Below are 14525 nucleotides of genomic sequence, written 5' to 3'. Positions count from 1 at the left end.
ATCGAAGGAGACAGCAGCGTGCCCGCCTCGACCCGTCTTGCCTTGCGTGAGCGCCTGCGCGCGCCCCAGCCCCTGGTCGTCCCCGGCTGCTACGACGTGCTCAGCGCCCGGCTGATCGAGCAGGCCGGCTTCGAGGCCGTGCTGGTGTCGGGGTTCGGTGTGTCGGCCTCGCTGCTCGGCCTGCCCGATGTGGAGCTGGCCACCGCCAGCGAGATGGCCGGCGTGTGCCGCTCGGTCTGCCGGCGCGTGGCGCGCCCGGTGCTGGCCGATGCGGACAACGGCTATGGCAACGCGCTCAACGTGATGCGCACGGTGGCCGAACTCGAAGCGGCCGGCGTGGCCTCGATCACGCTCGAAGACCAGCGTTCGCCCAAGCGCTGCCCCTTGATCAGTGCCGACGCCGAACTGTTGGACGTGCCGGAGGCGGTCGGCAAGCTGCGGGCCGCACTGGCTGCGCGCAGCGATCCGGCGTTGATGGTCGTTGCCCGCACGGATGCCCGCGAACCACAGGAGGTGCTGCACCGGGCGCGCGCCTACGCCGAAGCGGGCGTCGACGGGTTCAAGCTGATCAGCCCGGCGCTGCGCTCCACCGACCTGCTCGACGCCCTGCGCGCAGAGTTCCCCGCGCTGCCGCTCTTCATCTCCAGCCTCGGCTGGGCCGCCACGCAGGACGCGGCGCTCTTCCACGGCCGCGCGAGCGTGATCACGCATCCCCTGCTGCCGCTCGCCGGCGCGGCCCGGTCGGTGCGCGACAACCTCGAAGCGCTGCGACAGGGGCTGGCCCTGCCCGCCGGCCGTGCGACCACGGGCGAGCTGGAACAGATGCTGGGCATGGACGAGGTGCACCGCCACGAGAGCGCCTTCCTGCCGGTCTGACCGGCACCAAATCTCTGCACCGCATGGACCGCCACGAGGAAGTGAAGAGCGCGGCGCGTGTGCTCACGCTGCTGGAGCTGTTCGAGTCGCGGCAGGTGCCGTTGACGCTGCGCGAGATCGTCGAGCTCACCGGCTTCCCGCAGTCGAGCACCGCCGCGCTGCTGGCCACGCTGATCCGCAAAGGCTATGTTGCACACGACCGGCGCAGCCACGAATACGTCCCGACCGCCCGCGTCGCACAGCTGGGCAGCTGGATCGCCGACGACGGACTGGCCGCCGAGCCGGCGCTGCAGCGTGCGATCGAGCAACTGCACCGCGTGACCGGCGAGACCGCCGTCGCCGCCGTGCGGCGCGGCACCTATGCCCAGTACGTCATCGTCGCGCAGCGGGCGCGGCCGAAGGTCGTGCCGACCGAGCCCGGCGTGCTGCGGCCGGTGTGCTCGTCCGGCACCGGCATCGCGCTGCTCAGCCTCGAAGACGACCAGGCGCTGCGCCGCCTGGTCGCCCGTGCGCAGCGCGAGCGCCGCGGCATCGTCAAGGTCACCACGCTGCCGCGGGTGCGCGAGGCCGTCGAGCAGGTGCGGCGGCACGGCTTCGCGATGTCCCGGCACGGCGTGTTCGACGGTACCGGCATGATCGCCATGCCCCTGCCCTGGCCGGTGCGGGGCCATCCCGTCGCCTTCGGCGTGGGGGGCCCGGTAACGAGGCTGGACGCCAAGATGGCGCTGATCGTGCGTGAACTGCGGCTCGCGGTGCAGGGCGTGCTCGGGCCGATGGACCCTTGAGCGATGCCGCGCCGGCGCCTACGTGCTCGCGCGCTCGACGATCGAGAAACCGATGTCCACCACGGCCTGGCCCGGCGCCTGGCCGTCCGCCCGCGCCACGACCATCTCGGCGGCGATGCGGCCGATGCGCGTGCCATCGATGCGCACCGTCGTGAGCGGGGGTGCGGCATCCGCCGCGACGCTCTGGTCGCCCATGCCGATGATGGCCAGCTTCTTGGGCACGGCCAGCCGGCGCTCGCGCGCCTCGATCGAGGCGCCGAGCGCCAGCATGTCCGAGCTGCAGAAGACGGCGGTCACCTGGGGCGAGCGTGCCAGCAGCTCGGCCAGGCCCGCCCGGCCGGCGCCCATCGTGCTCGGCGCGGGCGTGAAGGCAGGCGCGACGGCGGTGATGCCGAGCGCCTGCGCCCGTTCGGCGAAGGCGTTCACACGCGTCAGGGCGCGCTGGTCGCCCGCGCTCACCATGCCGATGCAGCGGTGGCCGCGCGCATGCAGGTAGTCGACCACCGACGCACCGATCGCCGCATGCGAGAAGCCCACCAGCATGTCCACCGGCGTCGCCGTCAGCTCCCACGCCTCCACGACCGGGATGCCGCTCGCCCGCAGCGCGCGCCGGCCCTCCTCGGAGCGCATGGCGCCGACGAGGATGATGCCGTCGGGGCGGCGCTGGATGATGCCGCGCAGCAGTGCCTCCTCGCGCGTGGCGTCATAGCCGCTCTGGCCGATCATCAACTGGTAGCCGCGCTCGTGCAGTGCCCGGTCCAGCGCCTCGACCATCTCCTGGAACACCGGACCGACCAGCGTGGGCAGGAGCGCCGCCACCAGCCGCGCCCGCGCGCGGCGCAGGCCGCTGGCCATGGCGTTGGGCACGAAGTTCGTGCGTCGGACGACCTCGCGGACCCGCGCGAGCATCTCGGGCGAGACGCGCTCTGGCGTGTTCAGCGCCCGCGAGACGGTCATGGGCGAGACGCCCGCCAGTCGGGCGACGTCGTGCATCGTGAAGGGCTTGGCGCCAGTGTTCACAGCTTCTTACGGTTCGTGTGCGAGATGCAACATTGTCTCCAAGTTGCCGCGCCATTCCAGCGCCCTGCGCGGGCGGGGCGCACGGTGTGGCAGACCCACGTGTCGGACCGGCACATATCGCCCCTCTGGTAGCGATACCTCCTATAGAAAGCGTCGCAGCCCGCGCTGCTCTGAGGCCAACGCTCTGTCCCGCCGTCAGTCATGTACCGGCAGGGCTAACACCTACGAGAACATGGTTGCGCTACCAAATTGTGAGCGTTAACAATCCACCTGAGGGCAGCGGCAACGTGTACGTGGCGCATCTCCCTTCAGAGCCATCACAACGAGGAGCAAGTGAATGATCGACAGCAAGGTTCTCCAACCGCTGGCCCTGGCGGCGCTGGTCGCCATGGGCGCATCAGCGCACGCAGGCTTCGCCACCTACACCACCGAGGCTGACTTCCTGGCCCAGGTGAGCCAGGCCTCGACCGACACGTTCGCCGATCTGGCCGGCGGCGAACTGGCCGCCTCGCTCGCGCGCAGCGCCGGCGCCTACGGCTACACCGTGGCCTCCGCCGGCGGCCTGTACGGCGCGGGCAGCGACGCCGGCCGCTGGCTGTCGAACAACGACCGGCGCGATGCCATTTCCTTCAGCGGCTTCTCCGGCGGCGCCACCGCGATCGGCGGCCTGTTCTTCGGCACCAACGACCTGGGCAGCGTGCTGGCCAACCAGACGCTGCGCATCACCGTCACCGACACCGCCCTCAACGAAAGCACCACGCTGCTGTCGCTCAACTCGGCGACGGCCTTCTTCGGCGTGGTGTCGTCGGCACCCTTGCTGTCGCTGAGCATCGCGGTGGACGAAGGCAACCTGCTGGCGGCGTGGCCGACGATCGGCGGCATCACCGTGGCCGTGCCCGAACCCTCCACCTACGCGCTGATGCTCGCCGGCGTGGGCGCGCTCGCCTGGACCGTCCGCCGCCGCCGCAGCGCCGGCTGAAGCCCGCGGCCGCGCCGACGCACCCCGGCGCCCAGCGGACCGCCGGTCCGTCCCCACCCTCACAGGAGACCTCCATGTGCCCTATGCGATTCCATAGGCTCGCCGCCGCATTGGCGTTCGGCGCGGCCCTGACGGGCGGCGCTGCCGCCCAGACGCCGTCGATTCCCACCTTCCCCAACGCGATCCACGCCGACGTGGCCGAGCACCTCAACCAGGCCCGCATCATCGCCGGCAAGGAGAACCGGCAGCACTTCTACCGCGCCTGCATCTACTCGCAGGTGTACCCCATGTATGCGGCGAGCGCGCAGGCGCCGTACCTGATGCCGCCGATCCAGGTCTTCGACCAGGTCTACTGGGTCGGCCAGGGCGCCATCTCGGCCTGGGTCGTGAAGACCTCGGCCGGCCTGGTGGTCATCGATTCGCTGAACAACGCAAGCCAGGCGCAGACGATCCTCGTGGCAGGCATGGTGAAGCTGGGCCTCAACCCGGCGGACATCAAGTACGTGCTGCTGACCAACGAGAACGCCGACCACATCGGCGGCGCCAAGTACCTGCAGGAGACCTACGGCGCCAAGGTGATGGCCTCGGCGCCGGCCTGGGCCGCAATGGCCTCGGCGGCGGGCGCGCCCATGCAGGACATCGTGCTGTACGACGGCCAGCGCAGCACCATCGGCGACGTGACCTTCGACTTCACGCTGACGCCCGGCGTGACGGCGGGCGCGCTGACGGCGATCTTCCCGGTGAGCGACAAGGGCACCCGGCGCATGGCGGCCTTCCACAGCGGCCTGGCCATCCCCGACAGCGCCGAAGGCAAGATGACGCAGATCGACTCCCTCGCCAAGTTCGCGACGGTGAGCCAGGCCGCGGGCGTCAACGTGCTGATGTCGGCCTACGGCTCGGAGGACCTCAGCGTCTACGGGCACGACCTGCTGCGCCACCGCCGGGCCTTCAGCCGCGCGCCCAAGTCCGCCGCGGACTTCCAGGACCCGCATCCCTACGTGATGGCGGCCAGCGGCCAGTACCAGCGCTTCCTCCAGATCATCTCGGAGTGCACGCGCGTCGCCGCGGCCCGCAACGGCCAGGTGCTGCCGCGGTGAGCGGCCCCTCCCCCGCGCCAGCCCACCCCTCCCAGGAGACCTCGATGAACAACCCGCGATTCCTCCGCGCGCTGATGGTGATGACCATCGGCGCGGCCGCCACCTTCGGCGCGGCGGCGCAGACGATCCCGTCGGTGCCCACCTTCCCCAACGAGCAGAAGGACCTCGTCAACGCCTACCTCAACGGTGCCCGCGAGCTGGCGGGCGGCGACCAGGCACCGGCGTTCCTGCGCCGCTGCATCCTGGCGCAGGCCTATTCGATGTACTCGGGCGACGCCGAGGATCCGTACCTGATGCCGCCGATCCAGGTCTTCGACAACCTCTACTGGGCGGGCGGCGGCGCCGTGTCGGCCTGGGCGGTGAAGACCAGCGAGGGCCTGGTGCTGATCGACGCGCTGAACAACGCGGCGCTGGCCGCCGACGTGTTGGTGGCGGGCTTGCAGAAGCTCGGGCTGAACATGGCCGATGCCAAGTACCTGCTGATCACGCACGAGCACGGCGACCACAACGGCGGCGCCCGCTACCTGCAGCAGACCTACGGCCTCAAGGTGATGGCCACCGAAGCGGCATGGGCCGGCATGACGAGCGCCAACTCCCCGGCCAAGGACATCGTGATCAGCGACGGCGAGGACTTTACCGTCGGCGACACCACCTTCCACTTCGTTGCCACGCCGGGCCACACCAACGGCGCGGTGTCCAGCATCTTCCCGGTGTACGACCACGGCACCAAGCGCATGGCGGGCATGTACGGCGGCTTCGGCATTCCCGGCAACGCGACCAACAAGATGCTGCAGATCGATTCGCTCGCCAAGTTCGCAGCCGTCACGGCAGCGAAGAACGTCGACACGTTGCTCGCCAACCACCAGACGCAGGACTTGAGCCTGTTCAACCACGATCTGCTGCGCCACCGCCGCGCGCTGGTGCCCAACCCGCAGTCGGCCGCCGACATGGCCGACCCGCACCCCTACGTGGTCGGCACCGACGAGTGGCAGCGCTTCCTGAAGGTGCAGTCGATGTGCGTGCGGGCCTCCGCGGCACGCAGCGCCCAGGTGCTGCCGCGCTGAGCACGCGCGACCCATGAGGCCCTTCGCCCGGCGGCTCGCCTTCGCAGCGGCGCTGGCCGCTGCGCTGCCGGCGGCCGCGCACGGGGACCTGTTCCCGCTGCGCGGCGGCCTCGTGGCCTGGTCGAACGAACTCTCGGTCGAGCTCGTCCGGCAGGCTGAAGGCGGGGTGCTGGTGTTCGTGGACGACCACGGCACGCCAGTGCCCCTCCAGGGCGCCACGGGCGCGCTGGACATCACGCGAGGCGACCGCACGGCGACGCTCGCGCTGGCCGCGCTGCCGTCCAACGGGATGGCAGCGCCGGACGTGGCGCTGCAGCCCGGCGACAAGCTGCAGGTCATCGTCAACCTCCCGGATGGGCAGGTGGTGCTGGCGCGGCTCGTCGTTCCTTTTTCTTGAGATGAACCGGAATTTTTGCAGAGGGAGATGAAGATGGACAAGCACTGGACAGCCGGCATCCGCCGGTCGGCCGTGGTGGTGGCCATGGCACTGGCCATGGGCGCCTGCGGCAGCAGCGACGACAACGACGATACCGACGACCTGTATGGCGGGATGGCCATACCGACCGTGGCGATCGACAAGGTCGCGACGGGCACGGTCACCGTCAACGGTGCCGCCCGCAGCTACCGCTACTACCTGCCGTCGAACCTCGACGCGCTGAAGGCGGTCAACCTGAAGAACATCCGCATCGTCGTCTCGTTCCACGACCAGGGGCAGAACGGCGAGGCCAACGCCAGGCAGACGCTCTGGCACGAGCTGGCCGAAGCAAACGGCTTCGTCGTGATCTATCCGGAAGCCGTCAACGGCACCTGGAACACGACCCTCGCCAAGGACGGGCCCGACGAACTGGCCTACATCCAGGCCGCCTGGGCGGACATCCGCAGCAAGTTCAACATCTCCGACACCAATGCGGTGTACCCCACGGGCTTCGGCACCGGGGCCGCGATGGCCCACCAGCTCGCGATGATGGGCCCGGTCATCGGCTACCTGGCGCCCATCAGCGCGGTGGCAGGCATCGACGGCGTGGCCGACCCTGCCGTGTTCACATTGCCGAAGACGGCGTACACCTACCCTGCCACGCCGGGCCCCGTCGTCCGGTCGCCTGACACGCCGTTCGGTGCCTCGCTGCCCGCGACGGCGATGTCGGCATGGATGATCACGACGAAGGCGGGCCTCGACGTCACGCGGCAGGCCGACTACTGGAAAGCGCAGAACGCGGTGGCGGCCGCGGCCACCAGCCGCAGCGACCGGTACTTCCGCACCACGACCCACAAGAACGCCGCCAACGGCTTCCAGGAGGTGCGCGTGTCGTCCGCCAGGTCCGAGCTCTCGGGACGCGACCTGAGCCAGTACCTGTGGAAGAACATGTTCAGCCACGTCATCCGCTTCAAAAACGACGACCGCGTGAACGGCACCCTGGTGCAGACGAAGACGGACCAGGAACTGGGCCTGATCGACAGCACGCACAAGTTCTCAGAGGCCGCACGGGGCGACCGCCGCTTCCTGACCTACCTGCCCACCGGCTACGCCAAGCTGACGGCCGGCAACGGCACGGTGCCGCTGGTGCTCAACTTCCACGGCATCCGCGGCTCGGCGTGGTGGCAGGCGATCAACACCGACTACGTGCCCGCCGCCGAGAAGAACGGCTTCATCGCCGTCTTCCCGCAGGGGCTCGACGCGGTCTTCAGCAGCACCATCAGCACCACGCGGACGGTCAACTACGACGTGCAGTACATCGTCGAGCTGATCGACCACCTGAAGACGAAGTACCGGATCGACAGCTCGCGCATCTTCATCACCGGCGTCTCGGCGGGGGCCGCGTTCACCAACCGCGTGATCGTGGAGTACCCGCAGCTCTTCGCGGGGGCCGCGCCGTGCTACTCGGGCCACTTCTCGGCGACGGTCTACAACAACTACCAGAACTATCCGCAGATCCGCACCGACGTGCCCATGCCCCTGTGGCAATGCCGCGGCGGCACCGAGCCGGACAACTCCTTCCCCGGCGGTGCCGCGGGGCAGGAAGCGTCTCGCCGCTTCTGGCGCGTGGTGGTCAACGGCTACGCCGATGCCGCGAGGGAGGAAGAGGCCGTCCCGACCAGCACCGCCACGCTCGGGCCCGACGCGCGCAAGCACGTCAGGTACTTCACCGGCGGCAAGGCGCACTACGTCTGGCAGACGACGGACTACGTGCCGCACTTCTGGCATCCGGGCGGCCAGGCCGACCTGATGTGGACGCAGATGTTCTCGAAGTACAGGCGCAACGCCGACGGTACGCTCACGTACACGCCGTGACGGCGCGCATAAGGTCATCGGAAAACATTCGTTCTCCGTGAGGCCTGGGCGGCCTAAGGTCCGGTTCGAAACGCGGCGTTCGCCTGCGTCCGGAGCCTGACCCGATGAATGCCGCCCTGTCCCTCCCACCTCGACCGACGCAGGCACGCCCATGACGATCGACGCGACCCGCCGCCAGCTCGCCCTCGGCATGGCTGCGCTGGCCGCCGTGCCGGCCTTCGTGGGCGCCCAAAGCGGCAGCGCGCGGGCCACCGTGCTGAAGGCCGGCGACCAGAAGGGCGGGCTGCGCGCGCTGCTCGAAGCGGCCGACGAGCTGAAGGGGCTGAACTACGAGATCCAGTGGGCCGAGTTCCCGGCCGCCGCGCCGCTGGCCGAAGCGCTCAACGCCGAGGCAGTGGACCTGGGCCCGATCGGCGATGCGCCGCTGATCTTCGCGCTGGCCAACGGGGTGCGCATCAAGGCCTTCGCGGTCAACCGCTCCGATCCGTACGGCACTGCGGTGCTGGTGCGGCCCGATTCGCCGCTGAAGACCGCGGCCGACCTGAAGGGCAGGCGCATCGGCACCAACCGCGGCTCGATCGGGCACTTCATCGCCCTGAAGGCGCTGGCCTCGGCCGGCCTCCAGCCCGACGCCGACACCTTCCGCTTCCTGCCGCCGCCCGACGCCAAGCTGGCGCTGACGCAGGGCGCCATCGACGCCTGGGCCACCTGGGAGCCCTACACCGCCATGGCCGAAACGGCCGGGCAGGCGCGTGTGCTCGTCAGCGGCCGCGGGCTGTCGTCGGGGCTCAGCTTCCTGGCCGCGACCGACAGCGCGCTGGCCCACAAGCGTGCCGCGCTGCAGGACTTCGCGCAGCGCGTGGTGCGGGCGCAGAAGTGGTCCTACCGGCACGTGCCCGAGTTCGCCGCCTCGCTGGCCCGCATCATCGGCATCGCCCCAGACGCGGCGCGGCTGCAGTTCGAGCGGCGCCGTCAGCAGTGGATCGCGGCCGATGCGCAGGTGCTGGCCGACCAGCAGCGCACGGCCGACTTCTTCCTGGAGGCGGGGCTGCTGAAGCAGCGGCTGGACGTGCGGCCGACGTTCGACGGCGGGTTCGTGCCGGCGTGAGCGGTGCCCTGCCCCACCGCAGCGGTGGGGCTGGCACATACCGTGCATGATCGTGCGGCGCCGGCCAGGCCGGCGATCCTTTCACACTGCCGATCCATGACACACACACTCTCTCGCCGCCGCATGGCGCTGGGCACCGCAGCGCTCCTGGCAACCCCCTTCCTCACCGGCTGCGCCGCGCAGCGCGGCCTCGGCGGCGACGGCCGCGCCCTCTCGGTCGGCGCGCTCTTCGCCGGCAAGGTCGACGACCGCGGCTTCATGGAAAGCGGCTGGCGCGGCCTGGAACGCGCCCGCACCGAGCTGGGCGTGCAGACCCGGTTCATCGACAACATCCAGCCGCGCAAGGAGCTGCTGGCGGCCGAACTGACGCGCCTGGCGTCCGGCGGCGCCGGCCTCGTCATCGCGCACGGCGGCCAGAACAACGAAGCCTGCGCCGAGGTGGCCGCGCGGTTCCCCGACACGAAGTTCGTCGTCACGCAGGGCGCGGTGACGGGCGCCAACCTCGCGAGCTACGACGTGCTGCAGGAAGAATCGGCCTACCTCGGCGGCGTGCTGGCCGCGCTGACGACCCGCACCGGCGTGGTCGGGCACATGTCGGGCATCCGCGTGCGGCCGGGCCTGAAGGGCCGTGCGGCCTACGTCGCCGGCGTGCGCGCGACGGACCCGAAGGTGCGCGTGCTGACCAATTTCTCGGGCCACCAGGACGACAACGCGCTGTCCAAGCGCGTCGCGCTGGCGCAGATGGCGCAGGGCGCCGACGTCATCTTCACGATGCTCAACGCCGGGCGCGACGGCGTGACGCAGGCCTGCCGCGAGAAGGGCACGCGCCAGATCGGCAACGTGATCGACTGGGTGACGGTCGACCCTTCGGTGTTCGTGGCCTCGGCCGTGGCCGACGTGAGCATCGGCGTCTACCAGGCGGTGCGTGACGTGCGCGCCGGCACGTTCCCGGCCGGCCAGGTGCGCAAGGTCGGCCTGGCCGACCCGCAGGCGGTGCGGCTCACGATGGCCGCCGACGTACCGGCCGCGGTGAAGGCCCGCATCGAGCAGGTGGCCGACGACATCGCCAAGGGCCGCAGGCACGTGCCCGAGGCCTACGACGGCCCCGAGTTCGCCACGCCGGCCTGAGGTGCGGCGGCGCCGGCGCGCCGCGTGCACCGCGGGCGCGTCTTCACGGCTTCAAGGCCGCCTGCGGCGCGCGCAGCCGCCCACCAGCGCCAGGCCGGCCAGCAGCAGCGAGACGGTGCCGGGCTCCGGCACGGCAGCCACCAGCGGCGTCATCGTGCCGGTGAAGCTGCCGCTGGCCGCGAAGGTCAGGCCGGTGACGAACGCGGTGGCATCGGCGGGATCGAGCCCCGCCTCGAGCTCGATGCCGGTGATGCGGAAGCTGCCGACACCGCCGGGCGCGAAGTCGAAGCGCTCGCCGGCCAGCAGGCTGCCCGCAGCCACCCAGCCGGCGCCGTCCCACAGGTGCAGCTGGTACTGCCCGTCGCCGATCGACGGCAGCAGCACCGAGGCGAAGTTCGGGTCGCCCGCCCCGATCGTGTACTCGTAGCCCACGGCCACCACCGGATCGATGAACGTCGTCGTCTCGTTCGACACGCCGCTGATGTTGAAGCGGAAGGTGTAGGGATCGCTGCCGCCGCCGGTCACGGTCGGCAGGTACACCGGCCCGGCCACCGGCTCGTCGAGCAGCACGAAGTCGAAGTACGAACGCGACCGCGACAGCAGGTTCGACGGCGCCAGGTTGCCGGTGCCGTCGCGGGTGCGGATCAGGCTGATCTCGACCGAGTACCGGGTGTCGTCCTCCAGGCCCCATCCGGTCGGAATGGTGAACTGGCTGGCCGACGACGAGGGCAGGTTGGCGGTGCGGAACAGCGTGGCGACGCCATTCACCCGCTGGTCGAGGTTGTAGAAGTTGAGGCGCACGGCATCGTAGGACTCGCCGGCCGCCGCCGCCCAGCTCAGCGTGGGCGTGCCGGTGCCGCCGATGGCCACGTTGCGGGCGTAGCCCATCAGCGCCGCGCCGGCGATGTCCGGCGTCTGGCGCCGCACCTCGTCGCCGCCGTTGCGGAACACCAGCGTCCAGGCGCTGGACGGCGCCGTTGCGGCCGGCTGCGTCCGTGCGAACTCCGCCCCGCCCACGACAAACGACTGGAACGTCAGCGGGACGGGGGTGCCGTCCAGGTAGTCGGGATTGAAGGCGAACGCCGTCGTGCCGCCGATCGGTTGCACCGGCAGGGCGCTCAGCACCGTGCGCACGCCGGTGCTCAGGCCGGTGGTGGAAGGCCCCCGGTTGTCGAGGTAGTGGGCGACGTCGCCGATCTCCACCGGCACCGCGGCCGCGTGCAGCGGCGGCAGGGCCAGGGCCAGCAAGGTCAGGGCACGGGGGACGGTCATGGGCATCTCCTACAGGCACGGCTTGGCATTCGCGTTCGGGAATGTCACAAAAACCATGCGGGGCGCCCACCCCTAGTTCCCCAGCGCGCAGCGAAGCCGGCCCCGCCCGCCGCAAGGCCCCCGCGCGGTCAGGCCCCTTCGAAGTCGAACCGGCCTTCCGCCGCCGACTGGCCCGCCGGCCGGCGGCTGCTCGGCACCTCGCGCGCCTGCAGCGCTTCGGGCAGCGTGGACTTGTCGCCCATGCGGCCGATGGCGACCACGGCCTCGAACGCATAGCCCTCGGGCACGCCGAGGCTCGCGCGGAGCTTGTCGCGGTCGAAGCCCCCCATGCCATGGGTGTGCCAGCCCAACAGCTGCGCCTGCAGGGCCAGGTGCGCCCAGGCGGCACCGGCATCGAAGCTGTGCGAGTGGTTGTCCTGCGGCTGCGCCTTGCCCGGCGCGGTCACCTGCCGGGCGGAGACCACCGCCACCAGCGCCGAGGCCTGGCCCGCCCACGCCTGGTTGGAAGGCAGCAGGCCGTCGAACAGCGTCTGGAACGCGGGCGTGCCCCTGCGGCCGTAGATGAAGCGCCAGGGCTGGGCGTTGAAGGCCGACGGCGCCCAGCGCGCCGCCTCGAACAGCGTCCACAGGGTGGGTTCATCGATCGCCTCGCCGGTGAAGGCGCGCGGCGACCAGCGCTCGAAGAAGAACGGGGCAATGGGATGTTCGGCGTGCCGGTGGGTGGTCATGCGCTTGCAGGTGGTTGCTGATGTCAACGAATGGCGCAGCCTACCCGAGCGGCGCCGGCCGTGCAGGCGTGGGTGGATTGCGCCCGGGTCAGCCGTGCGCCGCCCAGCGGCGCTTGCCGGCCCGCTTGGCTTCGTAGAGCGCCTCGTCCGCACGGCGCAGCAGATCCGCCAGCGTGACGCCGCCGCTGGGCGCGACCGCGATGCCGACGCTCGCCGACACCGGCTGCCTGACGCCCGGATACGGCTCCGACAGCATGCGGACCAGCTTTTCCGCGACGACGACGGCGCCGTCGGGGCTCGTGTCGCTGAGCAGCACCACGAATTCGTCGCCGCCCAGCCGGGCCGCCACGTCGGCCGAGCGCAGGCTGGCGCTGATGCGCTGCGCAGCCATCTTGAGCACCTGGTCGCCGACGGCGTGCCCATGGTGGTCGTTGACGGCCTTGAAGCCGTCCAGGTCGAGGGCAAGCAGCACGCGGCGGTGGCCGTGACGCAGGTCGTCGGCCAGCTGGCGGTGCGCGAGCGCCTCGAACAGCAGGCGGTTGCTGAGGCCGGTCAGCGCATCGGTGTGCGCGAGGTGCTGCGCGTGGGCCAGCATGTTGGAAGCCTGCTCGAGCACCTCGCCGACCGCGTCCGCCTCCTTCAGGCCGGTGCGCGGCGCGGCCACCGGCTCGCCCCGGCCCAGTGCCAGGGCCGGCCCGATCAGGCGGCGCATCGACGAGTTCAACCGCCGCGCCCAGTACAGCGCGAGCAGCATGCCCAGCCCCATGGCGCAGGCCACGCCGACCGCGGCGATCGACACGGCGCGGTAGAGCTTGGACACCAGGACCGAATGGGGCGCACCGACGGCCACGGTCCAGTCGGACACCATCGAGCGGCTGAACGCGGTGATGACCTCGAAGCCCTCCCGCGTGGCGCTGTCGAACACGCCCTCGCGCCGGGTCGCCAGCGCCTCGGCCAGCTGCGGCACCACCTTCTCGCCGACGAAGCGCTGGTTGTCGAGCGATCGCGCCACGATGGAGCCGGAACCGTCGACGACCACGGCGATCCAGCCCTCCGGCAAAGCCTGCCGGCGCAGCAGCCCGGCCACCCGCCTCGGCGCCAGCCCGACCCCCAGGCTGTAGACCACCCGCCCGTCGCGCCACACCGGGACGGCCAGGCCGATGACCGGCTCCTTGGACAGCGCCCCCACGAAGAGGCCCGTCACCACCGATTCGCCGCCCTCGAAGACCCGTGCGAGCGCGGCGGGCGTGCCGTGCTCCGGCAGGGCTTCGCCATAGGGGCGCAGCGTGTTCAGCAGCTGCCGCCCCCGGCGGTCGACGAGCACGTAGTTGTCGACCAGGCCGATGGCGAGCGCGCGGCTCGCGCGCTCGTGGAAGGCCGCGAGGTCGCCCGCGGCCAGCTCGTGGGAGGTCGACAAGGCCTGCAGCGTGGCATCGATGCGGGCGAGCTCGCGGTCGATCTCCGCGACCGCGCCCTGCGCCAGCAGGAGCTCCTCGCGGTAGAGCCTGTCGCGCTGCAGCCGGTAGTCCTCGAACAGCAGCACGCCCGTGGCGAGCACCGCCGGCAGCATGCAGGCCGCCACCAGCGCCGCCAGCAGCGTGCGCAGCGAGCGCGCCCGCGGTGCGGGCGCGCCGTCAGGCCGCGGCCTCGCCTCAGCCACGTGCCGGCCGCATTGCTTGCCCAGAGACGCAGGACATCGACGTCACCCCAACGGTCGCATTTCGCGGAAGCTGGCATTGTCCGCCAGCGCGGCGCGGCGCCCGACAGGTGGACTTGTCCTACAGCCCGGCGGCCCCGCGGCTGCTACGGTGGCGCAGCGGCCGGCAGGGCCGCGGCCTTCGAGGAGAGAACCCCATGGAAACCCCCGTCCACACGCTGAGCGAGCTGTTCGAGCAGCTCGGACTGCCTTCGGGCGGCGACGAGATCGAGCGCTTCATCGCGTCGCACCGGCCGTTGCCGCCGGGGCAGCTGCTCGCCGACGCGCCCTTCTGGACCCCCGCCCAGGCGCAGTTCCTGCGCGAGGAATGGCGCGACGACGCCGACTGGGTGCCGCTGATCGACCAGCTCAACGAGCGGCTGCACTGAGTAACCGTCTTCGAAGTCAAGCGCCGTGAAGCGAGTGGTTCCAAGGTTGGTTGGTGCGAACCATGGCATTGAGCGTGGTCAGCAGCTTGCGCA

General features: G+C 71.1%; 14 protein-coding genes. 10 read left to right on the top strand and 4 right to left on the bottom strand.

The features are described from left to right. The first annotated feature begins 18 nt into the window (after positions 1 to 18). Complete coding sequence (locus tag V4F39_RS06340; RefSeq protein ID WP_332288471.1) at positions 19 to 876, top strand: isocitrate lyase/PEP mutase family protein; 858 nt, start codon at positions 19 to 21, stop codon at positions 874 to 876. A gap of 23 nt (positions 877 to 899) precedes the next feature. Next, positions 900 to 1661: an IclR family transcriptional regulator gene (locus tag V4F39_RS06335; protein WP_332288470.1), complete on the top strand. Its 762-nt coding sequence runs from the start codon at positions 900 to 902 to the stop codon at positions 1659 to 1661. Between the two features lie 18 nt (positions 1662 to 1679). On the opposite strand, the gene V4F39_RS06330 is transcribed toward V4F39_RS06335, so the two are convergent. Continuing rightward, positions 1680 to 2681 (bottom strand): LacI family DNA-binding transcriptional regulator, encoded by a 1002-nt coding sequence (locus V4F39_RS06330; RefSeq protein WP_332288469.1) that lies wholly within the window; start codon positions 2679 to 2681, stop codon positions 1680 to 1682. Positions 2682 to 3018: 337 nt separating this feature from the next. Here V4F39_RS06330 and V4F39_RS06325 point away from each other — a divergent pair, with 337 nt between their 5' ends. The 7 genes from V4F39_RS06325 (at position 3019) to V4F39_RS06295 (ending at position 10347) form a co-directional block, all read left to right on the top strand. Then, positions 3019 to 3660: a PEP-CTERM sorting domain-containing protein gene (locus V4F39_RS06325; RefSeq protein WP_332288468.1), complete on the top strand. Its 642-nt coding sequence runs from the start codon at positions 3019 to 3021 to the stop codon at positions 3658 to 3660. Between the two features lie 74 nt (positions 3661 to 3734). After that, complete coding sequence (locus V4F39_RS06320; protein WP_332288467.1) at positions 3735 to 4757, top strand: MBL fold metallo-hydrolase; 1023 nt, start codon at positions 3735 to 3737, stop codon at positions 4755 to 4757. A 44-nt stretch (positions 4758 to 4801) separates the two neighbouring features. Then, complete coding sequence (locus V4F39_RS06315; protein WP_332288466.1) at positions 4802 to 5821, top strand: MBL fold metallo-hydrolase; 1020 nt, start codon at positions 4802 to 4804, stop codon at positions 5819 to 5821. A gap of 13 nt (positions 5822 to 5834) precedes the next feature. Next, entirely contained in the window at positions 5835 to 6218 is a 384-nt protein-coding gene (locus V4F39_RS06310) for a hypothetical protein (protein WP_332288465.1), read from the top strand. A gap of 33 nt (positions 6219 to 6251) precedes the next feature. Further along, positions 6252 to 8111 (top strand): CE1 family esterase, encoded by a 1860-nt coding sequence (locus tag V4F39_RS06305; protein WP_332288464.1) that lies wholly within the window; start codon positions 6252 to 6254, stop codon positions 8109 to 8111. A 151-nt stretch (positions 8112 to 8262) separates the two neighbouring features. Then, positions 8263 to 9219, top strand: coding sequence for an ABC transporter substrate-binding protein (locus tag V4F39_RS06300; RefSeq protein ID WP_332288463.1), 957 nt, complete (start codon positions 8263 to 8265; stop codon positions 9217 to 9219). Positions 9220 to 9315: 96 nt separating this feature from the next. Beyond that, a complete protein-coding gene (locus V4F39_RS06295; RefSeq protein ID WP_332288462.1) occupies positions 9316 to 10347 on the top strand; it encodes a BMP family protein in 1032 nt (343 codons plus the stop codon). A gap of 51 nt (positions 10348 to 10398) precedes the next feature. Here the strand turns inward: V4F39_RS06295 and V4F39_RS06290 are convergent, their stop codons facing one another. From V4F39_RS06290 to V4F39_RS06280, 3 genes are all read right to left on the bottom strand, one after another. Beyond that, entirely contained in the window at positions 10399 to 11619 is a 1221-nt protein-coding gene (locus V4F39_RS06290; protein WP_332288461.1) for a PEP-CTERM sorting domain-containing protein, read from the bottom strand. Positions 11620 to 11747: 128 nt separating this feature from the next. After that, the gene (locus V4F39_RS06285) at positions 11748 to 12347 is read right to left on the bottom strand and encodes a nitroreductase family protein (RefSeq protein ID WP_332288460.1); all 600 of its coding nucleotides are present in this window, start codon (positions 12345 to 12347) and stop codon (positions 11748 to 11750) included. A gap of 88 nt (positions 12348 to 12435) precedes the next feature. After that, positions 12436 to 14007 (bottom strand): GGDEF domain-containing protein, encoded by a 1572-nt coding sequence (locus V4F39_RS06280; protein ID WP_332288459.1) that lies wholly within the window; start codon positions 14005 to 14007, stop codon positions 12436 to 12438. A 194-nt stretch (positions 14008 to 14201) separates the two neighbouring features. On the opposite strand from V4F39_RS06280, the gene V4F39_RS06275 reads away from it, so the two are divergent. Then, positions 14202 to 14432, top strand: a complete 231-nt coding sequence (locus V4F39_RS06275; protein WP_332288458.1) for a DUF2789 domain-containing protein — start codon at positions 14202 to 14204, stop codon at positions 14430 to 14432. Positions 14433 to 14525 lie beyond the last annotated feature (93 nt).

The sequence above is a fragment of the Aquincola agrisoli genome, from assembly GCF_036621135.1.
GTDB classification, from domain to species: domain Bacteria; phylum Pseudomonadota; class Gammaproteobacteria; order Burkholderiales; family Burkholderiaceae_C; genus Aquincola; species Aquincola agrisoli.
Note: the sequence above shows the minus strand (reverse complement) of the source record. Positions and strands in the feature narration are given on the sequence as shown.